Raw genomic sequence first — 17,927 nt, forward strand, 5'->3', positions numbered from 1 at the left:
ATCAGACCAGCCCGCCGAGTAGGAGCCCGAGGCCGGCCGCAGTCGTGGCGAGCACGAGGGTGCCGAGCCCGCTCATCGCGCTCGCCCACCACGCGCGCTGTTCGAGGAGGCGGATGGTCTCGTAGCTCGCCGTCGAGAACGTCGTGTACCCGCCGAGGAAGCCCGTGCCGATGATGAGGAACCACTCCGTGGGCAGGAGGTTCCCTGCCGCCAGCCCGGTGAGGAATCCGAGCACAAGAGAGCCCGAAACGTTGATCGCGATCGTCCCCCACGGGGTGGCCCCTGCCAGCCGCGATCTGATGAGTCCGTCGAGGACCATCCGCGCCGCCGCGCCGATCCCGCCGGCCACGGCGATGCCTGCGAAGAGCAGCGGCGTCATCGGCGGTCACCGTCCCGTCGGCCCGTCCCGGCGGCGCCGGAATCGTGCGGATCCGATTCCACCGGAAGGACCGCCTCGGCGGGGGAGCCTGTCGCCTCCGCGCGGCTCCCCGCCGTACGGGTCGCGGTCGTGCGAGTCGCAGCGTGCGGGCACTGGGCTCGCGTGAGCGCGCCGATGGCGATCCCCGCCCATGTCGCGAGCCCGCCGATGATGACGGTCGCGAGCCCATAGCCGACGCCGATCCCGGTGGAGGCGGTGACCGCGGGGACCCCACCCGCCGACTCCGTTCCCGGCACCCCGCCGAGGAAGAGCGCCGCATCCGTGGCCAGCGCACTGTACGTCGTGAACCCGCCCATGAACCCGGTGCCGACGAGGAGGCGCACCCGGCGTCGAGCGCCCTCATCCGGCCCGCGCCGGGCGAGGGCGGAGAGGAGGAGTCCGAGGAGGAACGCGCCGAGGATGTTGATGCCGAAGATCGCCACCGGGATCCCCGCGAGGGAGGGAACGGTGAGACTGATCGCCTCCCTGGCTGCCGTCCCGAGCGTGCCGCCCGCAGCGACGAGGATGAGGGAGGACGCTCGCAGGTGGGTGGGGGCGGTGCTCATGGTCTCTCCTACCTTTCGGGCATGCTGGCGCCGGTCGAGGTAGGGACTGTTGTCGGAGCGGACTGCTCCGAGGTTGGGTACGGCGAGCCCCACCGCCGTGACGGATGCGCGTCTCTGTCATTGTGGCACATGCGTCGAAGCGGTGGGGCTCGCAGCGATCATCGTGGGGCGGGGTGTCGGCCGCCGATGTGGTCAGCCCTCGCGGATCGTCATCGAGGTGAGCTTGTCTCCCTTGGTGGTGAACCTGAACGAGGACCGCCCATTGGCGTAGTTCGACTTCCAATCGCCGACCACGGTGACGGAGTCGTCGTCAGCGCTGACTTCCTCAGGGGTGAGGACGCCCTGTGAGCCGATGAACTCCTTGTCACTCCAACCTTTGATCTCGTCACGGCCGGTGAAGGTGCGACCCCAGTCATCGACGAACGCGTCATCGGTGAATGAGTCGAGGAAGCCTGCGTCGTCATGGGCGTTGACGGTGGCGATGAAGTCGGCGACGGGCTGGGGGATGGACTGGTCGGTCATGATTCCTCCTGGGTCGGCTGGTCTCAGCCTAGGGGCTGGGGTCGCAGCGGTGAACGGGTGGACGCGGGCTCAGCGGGTGCTGAAGCCGCCGTTGGGGAAGATCGTCTGGCCGGTGATCCACCAGCCGTCGGTGGTGAGGAAGCGGACGATCGGGGCGATGTCCTCGATCTTCGTCAGCTGGTCGCCCATTGCCTGCGACTTGAGGAACTCGACGCGCTCAGGCGTCTCCTGGCCGTAGAGGAACGGAGTGTCCATCGGACCGGGGGCCAGGGTGACGACGGAGATGCCGCGCTCTGCATACTCCTTCGCAGCGGCCCTCGTGAAGTGCTCGACCGGGGCCTTGCCGCCGGCATACGTCGAGTACCCGTCGGTGAATGCCGCGAGCAGCGAGGTGGCCATCGTGACGATCTTCCCGTTGTCGGCGAGGTTCTTGCCCGCCTCCTTGATGAAGAAGTACGCGGCCTTGGCGTTGACGGCGAACATCTCGTCGAACTCCTCCTCCGTTGTCTCGACGATGGGCTTGCGGAGCACCTTGCCGACGGTGTTGAACGCGATGTCGATCGGGCCCAGCGCCGAGGCGGCATCGGCGAAGAGCTTCTCGACGTTCGCCGGCTGGGTGAGATCCCCGGTGAGGAGAACGCCCTTGACACCTGCGGCTTCGACCGCCGCCAGGGTTTCCTCGGCATCCGGACGGGAGGATTCGGAGTTGTAGTGGATCGCGACGTTGGCCCCCGCCTCGGCGACCTGCCGGGCGACGAGGCCGCCGAGGTTCTTGCCGCCGCCGGCGATGAGGACGTTCTTGCCTTCGAGGGTGTGGGTGGTCATGTCTGCTCCTGATCGGTCGTGACGATAGGGACTCTGCGGGCACTGCCGTGCGGTGGTCCCGCAGAGACGAGATGTAGCGTCGGTACATCTCGTTATATCGACAGTACACGATAGTATTGCGATATGACAGAGGGATCTTCGCTCGATACACAGGCGGTCGATACACGCACCCGCCTCCTCAACGCCGCGGCCGACCTCATCGCCGCCGCGCCGGGAGAGGACTTCTCGCTGCGCGCCGTGTGCGACGCGGTCGGGGTGAAGATGCCGACGCTCTATCACTTCTTCGGCAGCAAGCAGGGACTCATCGACGCCGTCATCGAACGCGGATTCGACATGTACCTCGCTGAGAAGTCCGCAGCAGAGCCGAGCCACGACCCCATCCAGGCGCTGCGCCAGGGCTGGGACGCCCACGTCGCGTTCGGGCTCGAGAATCCCGGCTTCTATACGCTCATGTACGGCAAGGTCCGGCCCGGCCATTCGCCCGACAAGCAGTCGAGGCCCGGCGAGATGCTTCGGGCAGTGACGAAGCGCGCCGAGGAGGAGGGGCGACTCGTCGTCGGCTACGAGGAGGCGGCCGCCCACATCATCGCGACGAACATCGGGGTGACGCTGCGCCAGATCATCCTCGGCGAAGCCGATCCCGACCTCTCAGCGCACGTGCGCGAAGGCGTAATCGCAGCGATCACCGGGACCGGGCCAGCCGGGGCGGGCGACGAGGCCGATGCCCGCCTCGGGCACGCGGTCATCGAACGCGCCGCCGCGAACCCGGAGATCCTTGGCGAGACGGAGACTCAGCTCCTCATCCAATGGATCGGTCGCCTCGGCTTGGAGATAGGGTAGTCTGATCCCACAGTGTCCCCGCTGCCGATCCGGACGCAGGGGCCCGCACCGAGACGCAGCGACGCGCCTCGCCTACCCATCAGCGAGGACCCGATGGCCGCGACCGATCTCACCGAGACCATCCCGTCAGCCCGCCATCCCCGCTCTGTGCTCGTGCTCGGGGCCACCGGCTACATCGGCGGCCGCCTCGTGCCCCGCCTCCTCCAGGCCGGGCACGCCGTGAGCGTGGGCGTGCGCTCGCCGGACAAACTCAGCGCGGTGCCCTGGGCCGATGAGGTCACCGTCCACACCGTCGACCTCGACGACGGCACCGGCCTGAAGGCGGCGATGGAGGGCATCGACGACGTCTGCTACCTCGTCCACTCGATGAACTCCGGCCGCGACTTCGAACGACACGAAGCGCAGGCGGCGACGAGACTCGTCGAGGCCACCGCTGCGGCCGGGGGCCGGCAGATCATCTACCTCGGCGGCCTCCACCCCGAGTCGGCGAAGCTGTCGATGCACATGCGCTCCCGAGCGAAGGTCGGGGAGATCTTCCTCGCCTCGAGCACCCCGGCGATCGTCTTCCAGGCTGGGATCATCATCGGCTCCGGGTCGGCGTCGTTCGAGATGATCAGGCACCTCGCCGACGCCCTGCGCTGGATGCCCGCGCCCGACTGGGTGGCCAACCGGGTCGAACCGCTGTCCGTCCGCGACGTCCTCTACTACCTCGTCGCCGCCTGCGACCTCCCGAAGCCGGTCAACCGCGCCTTCGACATCGGCTCCGGAGACGTCCTCACCTACGCCGAGGTGATGAAGGACTTCGCGCGCATCCGCGATCTGCCCCCACGTCACGTCATCGCCCTCCCGCTGCCGGCCCCGACGCTCTCAGGCATCTGGGTCGGGCTGGTCACCCCGCTGCCGTTCGCGCTCACCCTCCCGCTCGTCCAGTCGCTGCAGGAGGACGCGGTCACCCGCAACGACGACATCGACGCCGTCATCCCGCCGCCGAGTTCGGGACTGCTCAGCTACGACCAGGCGGTCCGGCTCGCCCTGCGCCGGGAGAAGGAAGGGGCGGTGGCGACGAACTGGGACGCCGATTCGGGGGAGCTCGAACAGGCGGCGAAGCCGTTGCCCAACGACCCGCAGTGGGCAGGCAAGAAGGCGTTCGTCGACGACCGCCGGCGGCTGCTGCGCGACCTCGCCGTCTCCGACATCTGGCCGGTCATCGTCAGCATCGGCGGGCGCAACGGCTGGTACTCGTGGCCGCTGGCGTGGAAGATCCGCGGCCTCTGGGACAAGATCGTCGGCGGGGCCGGTCTTAACCGCGGACGCCGACTGCCCGATGCCCTGCGGGTCGGCGATCCTGTCGACTGGTGGCGGGTCGAGGAGATCGTCCCCGACCACAAGCTCCTCCTGCGCGCGGAGATGAAGGTCTCCGGAGACGCATGGCTCGAGTTCACCGTCGACCAGGTCGGCCCCGACTGCGAATACCGGCAGCGGGCGATCTTCTTCCCCCGCGGCATCCGCGGCCGCCTCTACTGGGCGTTCGTCTCACCCTTCCACCGGTTCATCTTCCCGGCCATGGCCTGCAACATCGAACGGGCTGCTCGGCGCAACGAGAGGCGTCGGCGATGAGTGAACGCTCCTCCCTCGAGACCTATTCGCGCACCGCCGAGCGGGCCGCGAAGTCCGTCATCGACGGGTATTCGACGTCGTTCGGCGCGGCGACGGCGCTGCTGGGCCCCTCCCACCGGTCCCACGTCCGCAACGTCTACGCCCTTGTCCGCGTCGCCGATGAGATCGTCGACGGGTTGCCGAGCAGTGCCGGGGTGGGGCCCGACGAGGTGGGGGAGATGTTCGAGGACTTCGTCGCCGAGACCTATCGGGCGCTCTCGCGCGGGGTGAGCACCAATCTCATCATCCACGCGTTCGCCCGGACGGCGCGGCAGACGGGGATCGGCAGCGACCTCATCGAACCGTTCTTCGCCGCCATGCGCTCCGATCTCGACGCCGAATCGCCTGCGGGACACCCGGCGGCACCCGGGGTGCGGTGCCTGAGCGCCGGGGAGCATGCGGACTATGTCTACGGATCCGCCGAGGTCGTCGGCCTCATGTGCCTGCGCATCTTCCTCCACGACAACCCCCGCGACGACACTCAGCTGCCCATCCTCGAGTGCGGGGCCCGCCGCCTCGGCGCGGCCTTCCAGAACATCAACTTCCTCCGCGACCTCGCCGACGACCGTGACCGCCTCGGTCGCAGCTACCTCACCGAGGAAGCGCGCCTGAGCACGAGTGCGCGGGACGCTTGGATCCTCACCATCCGTGATCAGCTCGCCGATGCCGAGGCTGCGATCCCGCTCCTGCCCTACGACGCGAGGCTCGCCGTCGGCGCCGCCACCGCGCTCTTCGCCGCGCTCATCGACACCATCGCCGCCGCCCCCGTCGAGCGGCTCTACCGGGAGCGGATACGCATCCCCGGCCACGTCAAGGCGCGTCTCCTCGCCCGCTCGACCCTGGGCACCCTGCGCGGCCGGAGTTCGTGATGGCGCAGGTGAGCGTCATCGGGGCGGGTGCCGCAGGACTCGCCACCGCCGCCCTGCTCGCCCGAGACGGTCACAGTGTCGACGTCTTCGAGAAGAACGCCGAGGTGGGCGGGCGCATCGGTCGGATCGTCCGGGACGGGTTCCGCTTCGATACGGGCCCGTCCTGGTATCTCATGCCCGAGGTCTACGACCACTTCTTCGCGCTCATGGGCACGAGCGCGGCGGTTGAGCTCGACCTCGTGTCCCTCGATCCCGCCTACACCGTGTTCACCGACCCGGACGCGTCGACCGCGCCGAGCGTCACCGCCGAGGCGGCACCGGTGAGTGTCCCGCTGGGACGGGACAGAGTCGTCGCGGTCTTCGAGGACCGCGAGTCCGGCGCGGGCAGGCGCCTGCAGGCCCATCTGCGCTCGGCCGCCCATGCGAAGGCGATGGCCGAGCGGCTCTTCCTCTACAACCCGTTCACCTCTCCGCTCTCCGTCCTCGACCGTTCGCTCCTGCCCTCGATTCCGTCCCTGGCCCGCCTGCTCACGGAGAGCCTGAGCAGACGGGCCGAGCGAACCGTGTCCGATCCGCGTCTGCGGCAGATCCTCCAATACCCTGCCGTCTTCCTCGGCACCGACCCGCGCCGGGCACCGGCGATCTATCACCTCATGAGCGCCCTCGACCTCGACGAGGGGGTGGACTACCCGATGGGCGGTTTCCGCACGGTCGTCGACGCTTTCACCCGTCTCGCCGAACGCGCCGGGGTCCGCATCCACACTTCGGCGGAGGTCGAGGCGATCGAGACCGAGACCACCGGTCGCAGGCGACCGCGGGTGACCGGGGTGACCTGGACCGATGCCCGATCAGGTGCCCGGCGTACGGGGGCTGATATCGTCGTCTCCGCCGCCGATCTCCACCACACGCAGACCCGGCTGCTCCCTCCCGCTCTCCGCGGTCGTTCGGAGGACCGGTGGTCGCGGATGGTCAGCGGCCCAGGGGCGGTGCTCGTCTTCCTCGGCGTCACCGGCGACCTTCCGCAGCTGCCCCACCACTCTCTCTTCTTCACCCCGGACTGGACGGAGAACTTCGACGCGATCTTCGGCCCGCGCCCGCGGGTGCCCCACCCGGCTTCGCTCTACGTCTGCCGTCCCAGCGCCACGGACCCGACCGTGGCACCGCCGGGATGCGAGAACCTCTTCGTCCTTGTCCCCGTCCCCGCCGATGCCGGGCTCGGGGGCGGTGGTCCCGAAGGCAGCGGCGATCCCCTCATCGAGCGCGCCGCCGATCGGGCGATCGCGCAGATCGCGGAGTGGGCGGACATCCCCGACCTCGCCGAGCGCATCGTCGTCCGCCACACGATCGGTCCGACCGACTTCGCGCGCGACTACAACTCGTGGCTCGGCGGCATGCTCGGGCCCGCGCACACTCTGCGCCAGTCCGCGATGTTCCGGACGCAGAACGTCTCCCGCACCGTCGACGGCCTCTACTTCGCCGGTGCGACCACGGCGCCGGGGGTGGGCGTGCCGATGTGCCTCATCAGCGCCGAGCTGGTCCTCAAGCACATCCGCGGCGACTCGAGTCCCGGTCCACTTCCGGCCGGGGACGGCGTCTAGGGGTGCCTGCCCGCGCGGCCCTGTCTGGGCCGTGTGGGCCGCCAGTGCCGCCGCACATGCCGCCTGAGCACCGTGCCGCCTCTGCGGCGTGCCATCTCCCGCCGTGCCGTAGTTTCCCGCCGTGCCGTGGTCTCCCGCCGTCTCAGCCGCGCGTCGTCGTCCGCCGCATCCGCCCGAGCAGGCCGCGTCGGAGCAGGCCGCGCGGGGGCGGTGACCACAGGTCGGTGCCCGCGACCCGCCACCGGGCGAGCAGAGCGTTCGCGGCGAGCGCACCGGTCGTCGCCGCGCGCTCCATGAGGGCGACGGGCGCATCGCAGCGCACCCAGTCCCCGGCGAGGACGAGTCCGGTCAGCGGGGTCTCGACGCCAGGCCGCTCGTGCCACGGGCGCGGGTCGGTGAGTCCGCAGTCGTCACGGATGAGCAGCTGCGACTCGCGGGCGGTCAGTCGCGACGTCTCCGGCCAGACGGTGTGGAGGTCGGCGAGCAGCCGGTCGGCGATCGCCTTCTCAACCACCGCCCGTGGAGCCACCGCGCCCTGGGACGCCCCACCCTGGGGCATCGCGGTCTCCGGCACCGCGGTCTCCGACACTCCGGCCCCCGACACCGCGGTCTCCTGCAGCGCAGTCCCCGTCAGCGCGTAGGCGTGGAGTTCGACGACGGACCCTCCGTGCTCGCGCACCCAGTCCGCGGCGCCGGCCTCGAAGCGGTCGAGGCGGGAGACGTTGTCGAGGAGGTCGAAGCCGCTCGTCCCGAGGAAGGCGGGACGGTCGGGGTCGACGGGTCCGTCGAACCACAGTCTGAGCACCGCGAACGGGGGCGCGTTGCGGGTGGCGGCGACCCGGCTCGCCCACTCGGCCTCCGCGGGCTCGTCAGCGCGCAGCGTGGCGACGAGTCTGCGGGCCGCGGCCGGATCGGCGGCGAGGACGACGGCGTCGGAGTCGACCTCCCGGCTGTCCGTCGTCACCGTCCACCTTCTCGGGCCACATCTGAGCGCGGTCGCGGTGCGGTCGGTCTCGATGCGCACGCCGAGGTCGGCGAGATGGTCCCCGAGCGGTGCCCACAGCGCGGTGTCGTAGTCGTCGGTGGGGACGTCGAAGAGGAGGCCTTCGGAGGAGCCGGCGAAGTACGTGTGGAACATCGCGACGAGTTCGCCGGCGGAGAAGTCATCGGGGTCAGCGAAGAACGACCGGGCGAACACCTCGAGTGCGAGATGCCGGGCCTCCGCCGGGAAGCGCAGGCGGTCGAGGAAGGCCGCCGCCGATTCGCCGTCGTACCGGGCGAAGGAGTCGGGGAAGTCGACGTCGATGAGTTCGAACGCCGCCGCGGTGTCGATCTCGGTCAGTCCCGACAGGGGGAAAGTCGGGCTCGAGAGGACGAACCCGGCGAGGTTGAACGGCGGTGTCGTCGGGATCGCGGCGAACGAATCGGTGGCCCCGCCTCGGCGGGTGAGGGGATAGTCCGCGAGAGGACGCAGACGGGAGAGGTCGGGATCGGCACGGCGGAGCAGGTCGCGGAGGTTGTAGTACTGCCGGAAGAACGCGTGGAACCCGCGACTCATCGTCCGCCCGCCGGGCAGCGGCCATGCACTCACCCGCCCGCCGAGGCGGGGGCCCGATTCGACGAGCACGACGTCGACTCCGCGTTCGGCGAGGACGGCGGCGGCGTTGAGTCCCGCGATCCCGCCCCCGATGACGGTCACGCTCTTCGGCCGCAGCGGCCGCGACCTGCCGGGGGCGGCCGGGAGCCGGACGGCATGACGGTCGGCGGGGCGGAGACGGCCCTCGGTGCCGGCACCGGAACCTGTGCGGGTCCGGGCGGTCATCCGTCCGCCTCGGTGGGGGAGTCCGCCTCGGCGCTGCGCCGGTTGAGGTTCCACTGCCAGAGCATGAGGACCGCGGTGATCATTGCGAAGCCGAAACCGAAGTCCTCGATGGGGATGTCGAAGGGGACGCGGATGCCAGAGAACATATCCGGGTTGTAGACGACGATGGGGTCGCGCAGCTTCGTCAGCCAGCCGTCGACGAGGCATTGGAAGAAGAGGCAGATCGCCAGCGCGGCCCAGTACTGGGCGCGTCGGAAGATGCCGCTGCGGAAGACGAAGAGTTCGAGGGCGATGACGAGGACCATGCCGGCGACCGTCATGACGGTGTATTCGGGGATCATCGCTCCTTCCTCCTCGTCAGCCGCGCCCACCAGTGCGGGGCGCGGGCAAGCACCGTGCCGACGGCCTCGTAGCTGAGCAGGGCGCAGATGGGGATGACGACGAAGAACCCGAGCTCTTCGAGCGGCAGGGCACCGAATTCGATTCCCGTGACGAACTCCGGGTTGTAGGACCAGTGCTCGCGGGCGATCGCGATGAGGTCCCAGACCGCGAAGACGATGACGACGGGGATGAGGGCGGCGAGCAGGAGCCTCCACCGGCGATAGACCCGCGCGGCGAACACGAACTCGAGGGGCAGGGTGATGAGCACACAGGCCGCCATGAGCGCGAGGTACTCCCACTGGCCGAACATCAGCGCCGCCGCGGACGGGACGGGACGGTGAAGCCGAGGTCGAGACCACGCAGGCGGGCCCCGGCAATGACGGAGTCGTGACCGACGATCGGGGTCGTGAGGAGGGTGGGTTCGCACGCCAGGAGGCGGTGGAGGAGAGCGTCGGCGACGACGAGCGCCACGGGCTGTCCCGGGCAGCGGTGGGCCCCGTCGCTGAAGCTCAGTCCCGCGGGAAGGACGGTCCGTCGCCGGCCGGTCTGGCCATTGTGCTCGGTTCGGGCCGGACAGACCGCCTCGGCGGCCGTCCCGAACGCGGACGGATCGACGTTGGCGGCTGCGACGTCGATGTCGACGAGGTCGCCGGCGGGGATCGTCGTCGCCAGTCCGTCGATGTCGACGGTGAGATCGTCGGTGACGCGCCGGTAGAGATGGCCGACGATGGGGTCGAGGCGAATGACCTCCTCGAGCATCGTCAGCCGGGCGTCCCGGGCGGCGCCGAGGTAGTCGTGGCGGAGCTCATCGTCCCTGAGCAGCCGCCACGCGGCGAAGGAGATGAACTCACGTGTGGTGACCATGCCCGCGGTGCCGTAGGTGACGCATTCAACGAGGATGTCCGCGGTGCCGGCACCGGTGTCGAGGAGGTGGGAGATGATGTCGTCGCGAGGACTGCGACGGTGGTCGCGGATGGCGGGCAGCACGTCGCAGACGTGGAAGGCGGTGAGCGGGAAGAGCCCGTTGATGGCGGCCTGCAGCCATTGGCGGTTCGTCCGCCCCCAGTTCGGGGCGGCGAGGTCGACCGGCGGCTGCCGGAAGAACGCCGTGAGCCGCGAGGCGAGGGCCGGGACCGGGGACGCGGTGAGGCCGACGATGCCGGCGGTGACGCCGACGGTGTAGAGCAGAGCGGCGTCGTCGAGGCGGCAGCGACCGGTGACGACGGCCTCATCGACGATCGCCTGGGCCTGCGCCTCGATGTCTGCCCCGTACCGTTCGTCGACGACGGACGGCGCGAAGAAGCGGGCGAGGGCACGCCGCTGCTCATCATGCGCGGGGCCGTCGGAGATGAGGATCGGGTGGCGGCTGAACCACCCGCGGGGGATCCGCTCCGCGGTGAAGCCGGCCTGGACCGTGGAGCGGCGGGCCCGGAGGACCTCTCGGGCCGCCGCAAACGAGCGGATCCGGTGGTAACCCGGGGCAGGGTCGGCGCGCGCGGAGTCGTGTCCTCTCACGGCCGCAGGCTCTCGAAGACGCCCGCGGCGAACTGATCGACCATCCACGGGCTGAAGACGAACGGGGTCGCACTCAGCGCCGCACGGACCTCAGCGATCGGAGTCCAGGACCATTCGGCCACCTCGGCGGGGGAGGGGTCCAGCGGCGAGGCGATCCGGGCGACGTAGACCGGGCACACCTCGTTCTCGACGATGCCGCCGGCATCGACGGCACGGTAGCGGAAGTCGGGGGCGATGACCGTCACGGCGCTCACGGTCGTGCCGAGCTCCTGGTCAGCCCGCCGGACGAGGGCGTCCTCGATGTCCTCCCCGGGCGCCGGATGACCGCAGAAGCTGTTCGTCCACACGCCCGGCCACGCCGCCTTCGTCAGGGCGCGGCGGGTGAGGAGGATGCGGTCCTCGTCGTCGATGAGATAGCAGGAGAACGCGGAGTGCAGCGGGGTGTCGGCGGTGTGGACCTCGGACTTGGGCATCGACCCGATGGGGCGGGCCGCCTCGTCGAGGAGGACGACGCGTTCGACGGCAGTGTCAGCGGTGCCGGGAGTGGTCATCGATCATCAGCTCCTTCGAACACCGGACGGTCAGCCCCATGCTACCGGTGCGAGGGCCGTATCGGGGCGGGGCCGGGGACGGAACGGGGGCTGCATCGGGGCGGGGCCGCGGACGGAACGGGGGCGATGTCATGACCAGCAAGTAGACTGTGGAGGTAATGATCCCCTTCTTTCACTTGAGGTGAAACACTCATGCCAGCAATCGTTGTCGTCGGCGCTCAGTGGGGCGACGAAGGTAAAGGGAAGACCACCGACATCCTCGGCACCAGCGTCGACTACGTCGTCAAGCCCAACGGCGGGAACAACGCTGGTCACACAGTTGTCGTCGGCGGTGAGAAGTACGAGCTCAAGCTCCTTCCCGCGGGGATCCTCTCGCCCAACGTCACCCCCGTCATCGGCAACGGCGTCGTCGTCAACCTTGAGGCGCTCTTCGAGGAGATCGACGCCCTCGAATCGCGCGGCGCCGACACCTCGAAGCTGCGGATCTCGGCCAACGCGCACCTCGTCGCCCCTTACCACCAGACGCTGGACAAGGTGACCGAGCGCTTCCTCGGCAAGCGCGCGATCGGGACGACCGGCCGCGGCATCGGGCCGGCGTACATGGACAAAATCGGGCGCCTGGGCATCCGCGTCCAGGACATCTTCGACGAGTCGATCCTGCGCCAGAAGATCGAGGGCTCGCTCCACCAGAAGAACGAACTCCTCGTCAAGGTCTACAACCGTCGCGCGGTGAGCGTCGAGGAGGTCGTCGACTACTTCCTGCCTTACGTCGAACGGCTGCGCCCCTACGTCGCCGAGACCGAGCTCATGCTCAACGACGCCCTCGACCGGGGAGACGTCGTCGTCATGGAGGGCGGTCAGGCGACGATGCTCGACGTCGACCACGGCACGTACCCGTTCGTCACGTCCTCGAACCCGACCGCCGGCGGTTCGTGCGTGGGCTCCGGGATCGGCCCGACGCGGATCAACCGCGTCGTCGGCATCGTCAAGGCCTACACGACCCGCGTGGGCGCCGGACCCTTCCCGACCGAGCTCTTCGACGAGATGGGCGAATACCTGCAGAAGGCCGGCGGCGAGTTCGGCGTCAACACCGGACGACCGCGCCGCTGCGGCTGGTACGACTCGGTCATCGCTCGGTACTCCGCACGGGTCAACGGCTTCACCGACTACGTCCTCACGAAGCTCGACGTCCTCACCGGCATCGAGCAGATCCCCGTCGCCGTGGCCTACGACGTCGACGGTGAGCGCTTCGACGAGATGCCGATGACGCAGACCGACTTCCACCACGCGACGCCGATCTTCGAGTATTTCGACGGCTGGACCGAGGACATCTCCGGTGCCCGGACCTTCGAGGACCTGCCGGAGAACGCACAGAAGTACGTCCTCGCCCTCGAAGAGCTCTCCGGCTGCCGGATCTCCGTCATCGGCGTCGGCCCCGACCGCGAGCAGTCGATCGTCCGCCACGACCTGCTGGACTGAGGGTACTGGTTGCGCCTGGGGCGCGACTTGGCCTGGGCGCGACGGCTCGAGTCGCTGAGCCTCGGCGTCGATCCACGCGCAGCTGGAAATCAGCGTCGCCCGCGACTCGGAATTCGAGCCTCGCGTTGATCGAGCGCGCCGCGGTTCGTGGGAGGCGTGGAATTCCTGCCAGCCGTGGATCGAACGCGCGGACCAGCGCAGCATGCTGCTCGGGCGGCAGCGCGGCCGTCGATACACGCGCAGCCGGAAAGCCGAGTGTCGATCCACGCGCAGCCGGAAATCCGCGTCGCCCGCGACTCGGAATTCGAGCTTCGCGTTGATCGAGCGCGCGGCGATTCGTGGGCGACGCGGAATTCGAGCCCCGCGTTGATTGAGGGCGCGGCGATTCGTGGGAGGCGCGGAATTCGAGCCAGCCGTGGATCGAGAGTGAGAGGGCGTGCGGGTATCGGGTGCGGCTTGCGGTACGGTGCGGGACCAGATTCGCCGAGGCGGCCGCAGCGACTCCGCGTGGATCGACATCGCGCGTTTGGCAGGCGGATCGTGTCACCAAGCGGTGCTGCTGCGCCGGCTTCTCCCCGACCGATGCCGTCCCTCCGCAGATCAGGCATGCTTGACGCCAAAGTCGTTGAAAGACGATAGATTTGCCTCCCCGGTGATCGCAGCGATCGACCTCATCCCCTCAGGAGGACGCCATGCCGAAGAACCAGCCCGAACCCGTCCGCGATCCTGCCAGTGACCACCTGCTCACCCCCAGCAACTGCGCCATCGCGCTCATCGACTATCAGCCCGAGCAGTTCTCGACAGTCGGGTCGACGACCCGCGATGAGATCCTCCTCGGCGTCGTCACCCTGGCCAAGCTCTCCCGCGCCTACGAGATCCCCACGGTGCTCTCGACCGTCGGCGTCGACCTCGGCGTCAACACCGGCACGATCTCCGAGATCAAGGACGAGCTCCCCGACCTCGAGGAGATTGACCGCACAGGCGTGAACTCGTGGGAGGACGCGGACTTCCGCGCCGCCATCGAGGCGACCGGTCGGAAGAAGATCGTCCTCGCCGGCCTGTGGACCGAAGTCTGCCTCACCTTCCCCACCCTTGACCTCCTCAAAGAGGGCTACGAGGTCTACCCCGTCATCGACGCCGTCGGCGGAGTCTCGGACGACGCCCACAACTCGGCGGTGACGAGGATGGTCACCGCCGGAGCGCACCCGATCACCTCGCTCGCCTTCGGAGCCGAGCTCATGCGCAACTGGGCCCGGTCCGACTCCGACCGCTACCGCACGATCATCAACGACTACTTCCAGCGTCGACGTGCGATCGGCGACACCTTCGGGAACTGAGGCCCGAGCGCCCGGACCGCCCCAGCCAACCGGGATCCGGCCCCCGCAGCGAACCCCGCCGCTGCTGACAACTGAATCGCATTACCGCTGACCAGGAGAGATGACCGCATGACCGACACCGCTCAGGCCCCTCCCGAAGAGCGCATCGCCCTGGTCACCGGAGCGACCGGTGCGATCGGCGCCGCTGTGAGCAGAGCTCTCGTCGGCCAGGGGATCCGGACCGCGATGCTCGCCCGCAACCTCCGTCGACTCGAGCGGCTCGCCGAACAGCTCGACGCGCCCGACCTCACCCTGCCGGTCCGCGCCGATGTCACCCAGCCCTTCGACCTCGTCGAGGCCCGCGACGCCATCCGTGACCGCTTCGGCGCCGACCCGGACCTCGTCATGGTTTCAGCCGGCGTCATGCGCGCCGGCGACTTCGAGCAGGCGGTGCCCTCGGAGTGGAAGGCGATGATCATGACGAACGTCGAGGGTGCCCTCTACACCGCGCAGACCTTCGCCGACGGGCTACTCCGGATCGGCGAGACCGGGCACCGGGCCGACCTCATCTTCGTCGGCTCGGCCCCGGCACCGCAGCGGGCGAAGAGCTACGCGGTCTTCTCTGCGATGGCGACCTCCGTCGAGCAGCTCGCCAAACACCTGCGCGCCGAGTACGGCGAACGCGGTGTGCGCGTGCACCACATCGCCCCGTTCTACGTCACCTCCGAACTCGGCGCCGACATGAGCGACACCGAGCACTACCAGCGGTTCCTCGAACGCGCCGACGAGTTCTCCTCGATCGACCCGGGAAGCGTCGCCCATCTCGTGAAGTTCATGATCGGCCTTCCCGCACGGTCGAACCTCGCTGCCGCCACCATCCGACCGGTGAGGAGCTGACATGGTCACACGCTTGAGCAGAGGACTCGCCGCGTTCTTCCGCACGGAGAGCGCCGGTGCCGTCGTCCTCCTCGCAGCCACGGTGATCGCGCTGCTGTGGGCCAATCTCTCCCCGGACAGCTACAACACGGTCATCAAGACGGAGTTCGGCTTCGTCGCCGGTGGATCCGAACTCGAGATGTCGCTTCAGCACTGGATCAACGATGCCGTGATGATGGCCTTCTTCTTCCTCGTCACCCTCGAGGTGAAGAAGGACGTCGTCCTCGGCGAACTGCGGTCGTGGAAGCGCGCGGCCCTGCCGATCGTCGGCGCGGTGGCCGGCCTCATCGTCCCCGCCCTCATCTTCGTCGCCATCACCCGCGGCACCCCCGAGGTGGGGGCGTGGGGTGTCGTCATCTCCACCGACACCGCGTTCATCGTCGGCATCCTCGCCGCCTTCGGTTCCCGCATCCCCGCCCAGCTGCGGGTGTTCATCCTCGCCCTCGCGGTCGTCGACGACATCGGGGCGCTGGCCGTCATCGCGTTCTTCTACACCGAGGACATCGACCTGCTCTGGCTCGGCATCGCCGCAGCCCTGGCGGCGGTGACCTGGTTCGTCCAGAGGATGCAGGCGTGGCGCGGCCTCGTCTACGCGATCCTCGGCGTCTTCCTCTGGTTCGCCGTCCTCCAGTCCGGGGTCCACGCGACAATCGCCGGTGTCATCCTCGGCCTGATTCTGCCCGTCTTCCCGCCGAAGCACCAGCTCGTCGACGAGGCGGAGGACCTCACGCAGAGCTTCCGCCGCAGCCCCAACGCCGAACGCGGGATGTCCGCCGCCGAGGGCATCCTCCGCTCCGTGTCGATCAACGACCGGTTCCAGCTCTCCCTGCGCCGCGTCGTCAGCCTCGTCATCGTCCCGGTCTTCGCGCTCGTCAACGCCGGCGTCCTCATCACCCCTGAGTCGCTGTCCCACGCGTTCGGGTCGGCTCTGACCTGGGGCGTCATCGCCGGTCTTGTCCTCGGCAAGTTCGTCGGCATCTTCGGTGCGACGATGCTCGGGCGTCGCCTGCACATCGGCGAGCTCTCCGAGGCGCTGCGCCCCCGGCACATCGCCTCGGGTGCGATGCTCACCGGCATCGGGTTCACGATCTCCCTCTTCATCGTCGACCTCGCGATCACCGACCCGGTCGCCCAGTCCGACGCCCGCATCGGCATCCTCACCGCGTCCGCGCTCGCCGCGCTCATCGGCGTCATCAGCCTGCAGCTGACCGCCCGCTACGACCGCAGGCACGCGCCCGCCCGGGTCCAGCTCAACCGGCCGATCGACCCCGAGCGCGACCACATCTACGGACCGCCCGAGGCGAAGAACTCCCTGACGGTCTACGGCTCCTTCGGCGGCCTCGACGACGCGAACACGGAGGAGATCCTCGACCAGGTCATCGACCACTACGAGGGCGACATCAACTTCGTCTTCCGCCACATCCGCCCCACCGCCGAGGGCGCGCCCGAGCAGACCGCCGAAGCCCTCGAGGCCGTCGCCGCCCAGCAGCGCAAGCTCTTCTGGCCGATGCGCCACGAACTCAACGAGATCAGTGAGGAACGCAGCTTGGACAATCGCGAACTCCTGCGCGCCAGCGTCAACATCGGCGCCAACCTCAGCCGCGTCGAAGACGACCTGCGCCGCGGCAACCACCTCGGCCGCGTCGACGAGGACTACCTCGACGCCGAGAACATGGGGCTCACGCGCGGTCCCGTCCTCTTCGTCAACGGTCTGCTCTACAAGGGGGACATGGAGCCGAACGCGATCATCGCCGACCTCGACGCGACCCGCGCCGAGGCCCCGGATCCGAAGACCCGACCCGACCACATCCTCACCTCGGACTGTGCCGTGCAGGGCGGCGCACCCGTCCAGGCGAGCGCGGGGAGGTCGGCATGACGGAGTCGACGACCGCCTCGGCGGAGGTCCCCCACGTCATCACCGGAGGAGCCCGCGGCGTCGGCCTGGCCACGGCCAGGCGGCTGCTCGACCGGGGGGACTCGGTCGTCGTCATCGACCGGAACCCGCTCCCGGACGAGTTCGCCGACCACCCGAAGCTGACGTACTTCGAGCAGGACGTCGCCGATCTGGCGGGCCTGACCGAGCTCGGCGCCACGATCCGGCAGCGGTGGCCGCGATGCGCCTCGGTGATCGCGTGCGCCGGCGTCACCTATGTCGGCTCCTTCCCCGACACCGAGTTCGCGAAGTGGAACGAAGTGCTCACGACGAACATCACCGGTGCCGTCCACATCGTCCACGCCGTCCTCCCGTCCTTGGAGGCCACCGCCGAGGCGGGGGAGCGGGCCGACGTCATCACGATCGGATCGATCGCCGACCAGGCCTACTTCGACGATGCGACGATCTACGGCGCGTGCTCGGCGGCGCTCAAGGCCTTCGCCGACCACCTGCGCATCGAACTGCGAGAGCGGAACGTGCGCGTGTCGAACATCGCGCCCGGGTACATCCGGGGAGCGTTCGCCGAATTCCTCGGCGGGCTCGAGCAGGAGTACACGCAGCTCGGCGAAGGTCTGCTCCTTCCCGACGACGTCGCCCACGTCATCGAGTTCACGCTTGACCAACCTGCCGGGGTCCACCTCGGCGATCTCGACATCGTCGCGACTGCACAGGGCTGGGCATGACCATGCGACGGCGAACC

General features: G+C 69.2%; 17 protein-coding genes and 1 pseudogene. 9 read left to right on the forward strand and 9 right to left on the reverse strand.

Annotated features, from left to right (window positions below):
- Position 1 precedes the first annotated feature (1 nt).
- The 4 genes and pseudogenes from crcB to ACQ1RG_RS06780 all read right to left on the reverse strand — a co-directional run bounded on the left by crcB (position 2) and on the right by ACQ1RG_RS06780 (position 2,331).
- Positions 2 to 379: a fluoride efflux transporter CrcB gene (gene crcB, locus ACQ1RG_RS06765; RefSeq protein ID WP_009380322.1), complete on the reverse strand. Its 378-nt coding sequence runs from the start codon at positions 377 to 379 to the stop codon at positions 2 to 4.
- Between the two features lie 176 nt (positions 380 to 555).
- Positions 556 to 984 (reverse strand): annotated as a pseudogene (locus ACQ1RG_RS06770) (fluoride efflux transporter FluC); the annotation flags it as partial.
- A 192-nt stretch (positions 985 to 1,176) separates the two neighbouring features.
- A complete protein-coding gene (locus tag ACQ1RG_RS06775) occupies positions 1,177 to 1,506 on the reverse strand; it encodes a nuclear transport factor 2 family protein (RefSeq protein WP_063248929.1) in 330 nt (109 codons plus the stop codon).
- 69 nt (positions 1,507 to 1,575) lie between these two features.
- Positions 1,576 to 2,331 carry an SDR family oxidoreductase gene (locus tag ACQ1RG_RS06780; RefSeq protein ID WP_063248930.1) on the reverse strand — a complete coding sequence of 252 codons (756 nt, stop codon included), beginning with the start codon at positions 2,329 to 2,331 and terminating at the stop codon, positions 1,576 to 1,578.
- A 123-nt stretch (positions 2,332 to 2,454) separates the two neighbouring features.
- Between ACQ1RG_RS06780 and ACQ1RG_RS06785 the strand changes: the two genes are divergently transcribed.
- The 4 genes from ACQ1RG_RS06785 (at position 2,455) to crtI (ending at position 7,294) form a co-directional block, all read left to right on the forward strand.
- Entirely contained in the window at positions 2,455 to 3,171 is a 717-nt protein-coding gene (locus ACQ1RG_RS06785; protein WP_119296797.1) for a TetR/AcrR family transcriptional regulator, read from the forward strand.
- 93 nt (positions 3,172 to 3,264) lie between these two features.
- Positions 3,265 to 4,788, forward strand: a complete 1,524-nt coding sequence (locus ACQ1RG_RS06790; RefSeq protein WP_063248932.1) for an SDR family oxidoreductase — start codon at positions 3,265 to 3,267, stop codon at positions 4,786 to 4,788.
- Complete coding sequence (locus ACQ1RG_RS06795) at positions 4,785 to 5,696, forward strand: phytoene/squalene synthase family protein (RefSeq protein ID WP_119296796.1); 912 nt, start codon at positions 4,785 to 4,787, stop codon at positions 5,694 to 5,696. The genes ACQ1RG_RS06790 and ACQ1RG_RS06795 overlap by 4 nt, the downstream gene beginning before the upstream one ends.
- A complete protein-coding gene (gene crtI / locus ACQ1RG_RS06800; RefSeq protein WP_095375053.1) occupies positions 5,696 to 7,294 on the forward strand; it encodes a phytoene desaturase family protein in 1,599 nt (532 codons plus the stop codon). The genes ACQ1RG_RS06795 and crtI overlap by 1 nt, the downstream gene beginning before the upstream one ends.
- A gap of 142 nt (positions 7,295 to 7,436) precedes the next feature.
- On the opposite strand, the gene ACQ1RG_RS06805 is transcribed toward crtI, so the two are convergent.
- The 5 genes from ACQ1RG_RS06805 to idi are packed head-to-tail and all read right to left on the reverse strand — an operon-like array spanning position 7,437 to position 11,563.
- On the reverse strand, positions 7,437 to 9,116 hold the full coding sequence (locus tag ACQ1RG_RS06805; RefSeq protein ID WP_119296795.1) for an FAD-dependent oxidoreductase: 1,680 nt from the start codon (positions 9,114 to 9,116) through the stop codon (positions 7,437 to 7,439).
- Positions 9,113 to 9,457 (reverse strand): lycopene cyclase domain-containing protein, encoded by a 345-nt coding sequence (locus ACQ1RG_RS06810; RefSeq protein WP_095375051.1) that lies wholly within the window; start codon positions 9,455 to 9,457, stop codon positions 9,113 to 9,115. Before ACQ1RG_RS06810 ends, ACQ1RG_RS06805 begins: the two co-directional genes overlap by 4 nt.
- Complete coding sequence (locus ACQ1RG_RS06815; protein ID WP_009380302.1) at positions 9,454 to 9,807, reverse strand: lycopene cyclase domain-containing protein; 354 nt, start codon at positions 9,805 to 9,807, stop codon at positions 9,454 to 9,456. The genes ACQ1RG_RS06810 and ACQ1RG_RS06815 overlap by 4 nt, the downstream gene beginning before the upstream one ends.
- On the reverse strand, positions 9,807 to 11,012 hold the full coding sequence (locus ACQ1RG_RS06820; RefSeq protein WP_197932298.1) for a cytochrome P450: 1,206 nt from the start codon (positions 11,010 to 11,012) through the stop codon (positions 9,807 to 9,809). Before ACQ1RG_RS06820 ends, ACQ1RG_RS06815 begins: the two co-directional genes overlap by 1 nt.
- Positions 11,009 to 11,563, reverse strand: a complete 555-nt coding sequence (gene idi / locus ACQ1RG_RS06825) for an isopentenyl-diphosphate Delta-isomerase (protein ID WP_009380298.1) — start codon at positions 11,561 to 11,563, stop codon at positions 11,009 to 11,011. Before idi ends, ACQ1RG_RS06820 begins: the two co-directional genes overlap by 4 nt.
- Positions 11,564 to 11,755: 192 nt before the next feature.
- Here idi and ACQ1RG_RS06830 point away from each other — a divergent pair, with 192 nt between their 5' ends.
- From ACQ1RG_RS06830 to ACQ1RG_RS06850, 5 genes are all read left to right on the forward strand, one after another.
- Positions 11,756 to 13,042, forward strand: a complete 1,287-nt coding sequence (locus ACQ1RG_RS06830) for an adenylosuccinate synthase (RefSeq protein WP_009380296.1) — start codon at positions 11,756 to 11,758, stop codon at positions 13,040 to 13,042.
- Positions 13,043 to 13,734: 692 nt separating this feature from the next.
- Entirely contained in the window at positions 13,735 to 14,379 is a 645-nt protein-coding gene (locus tag ACQ1RG_RS06835; RefSeq protein WP_009380295.1) for a hydrolase, read from the forward strand.
- Between the two features lie 108 nt (positions 14,380 to 14,487).
- Positions 14,488 to 15,255, forward strand: a complete 768-nt coding sequence (locus ACQ1RG_RS06840; RefSeq protein ID WP_009380294.1) for an SDR family oxidoreductase — start codon at positions 14,488 to 14,490, stop codon at positions 15,253 to 15,255.
- A 1-nt stretch (position 15,256) separates the two neighbouring features.
- Positions 15,257 to 17,170 (forward strand): Na+/H+ antiporter NhaA, encoded by a 1,914-nt coding sequence (gene nhaA / locus ACQ1RG_RS06845; protein ID WP_009380293.1) that lies wholly within the window; start codon positions 15,257 to 15,259, stop codon positions 17,168 to 17,170.
- On the forward strand, positions 17,167 to 17,910 hold the full coding sequence (locus ACQ1RG_RS06850) for an SDR family oxidoreductase (protein WP_009380292.1): 744 nt from the start codon (positions 17,167 to 17,169) through the stop codon (positions 17,908 to 17,910). Before nhaA ends, ACQ1RG_RS06850 begins: the two co-directional genes overlap by 4 nt.
- Positions 17,911 to 17,927 lie beyond the last annotated feature (17 nt).

The sequence above is a fragment of the Brevibacterium sp. K72 genome (assembly GCF_050562175.1).
Classification (GTDB): Bacteria; Actinomycetota; Actinomycetes; order Actinomycetales; family Brevibacteriaceae; genus Brevibacterium; species Brevibacterium casei.

Coding starts and splice junctions, on each gene's coding strand:
- crcB (WP_009380322.1), bottom strand. CDS start 379: ATGACGCCGCTGCTCTTCGCAGGCATCGCCGTGGCCGGCGGGATCGGC.
- ACQ1RG_RS06775 (WP_063248929.1), bottom strand. CDS start 1,506: ATGACCGACCAGTCCATCCCCCAGCCCGTCGCCGACTTCATCGCCACC.
- ACQ1RG_RS06780 (WP_063248930.1), bottom strand. CDS start 2,331: ATGACCACCCACACCCTCGAAGGCAAGAACGTCCTCATCGCCGGCGGC.
- ACQ1RG_RS06785 (WP_119296797.1), top strand. CDS start 2,455: ATGACAGAGGGATCTTCGCTCGATACACAGGCGGTCGATACACGCACC.
- ACQ1RG_RS06790 (WP_063248932.1), top strand. CDS start 3,265: ATGGCCGCGACCGATCTCACCGAGACCATCCCGTCAGCCCGCCATCCC.
- ACQ1RG_RS06795 (WP_119296796.1), top strand. CDS start 4,785: ATGAGTGAACGCTCCTCCCTCGAGACCTATTCGCGCACCGCCGAGCGG.
- crtI (WP_095375053.1), top strand. CDS start 5,696: ATGGCGCAGGTGAGCGTCATCGGGGCGGGTGCCGCAGGACTCGCCACC.
- ACQ1RG_RS06805 (WP_119296795.1), bottom strand. CDS start 9,116: ATGACCGCCCGGACCCGCACAGGTTCCGGTGCCGGCACCGAGGGCCGT.
- ACQ1RG_RS06810 (WP_095375051.1), bottom strand. CDS start 9,457: ATGATCCCCGAATACACCGTCATGACGGTCGCCGGCATGGTCCTCGTC.
- ACQ1RG_RS06815 (WP_009380302.1), bottom strand. CDS start 9,807: ATGTTCGGCCAGTGGGAGTACCTCGCGCTCATGGCGGCCTGTGTGCTC.
- idi (WP_009380298.1), bottom strand. CDS start 11,563: ATGACCACTCCCGGCACCGCTGACACTGCCGTCGAACGCGTCGTCCTC.
- ACQ1RG_RS06830 (WP_009380296.1), top strand. CDS start 11,756: ATGCCAGCAATCGTTGTCGTCGGCGCTCAGTGGGGCGACGAAGGTAAA.
- ACQ1RG_RS06835 (WP_009380295.1), top strand. CDS start 13,735: ATGCCGAAGAACCAGCCCGAACCCGTCCGCGATCCTGCCAGTGACCAC.
- ACQ1RG_RS06840 (WP_009380294.1), top strand. CDS start 14,488: ATGACCGACACCGCTCAGGCCCCTCCCGAAGAGCGCATCGCCCTGGTC.
- nhaA (WP_009380293.1), top strand. CDS start 15,257: ATGGTCACACGCTTGAGCAGAGGACTCGCCGCGTTCTTCCGCACGGAG.
- ACQ1RG_RS06850 (WP_009380292.1), top strand. CDS start 17,167: ATGACGGAGTCGACGACCGCCTCGGCGGAGGTCCCCCACGTCATCACC.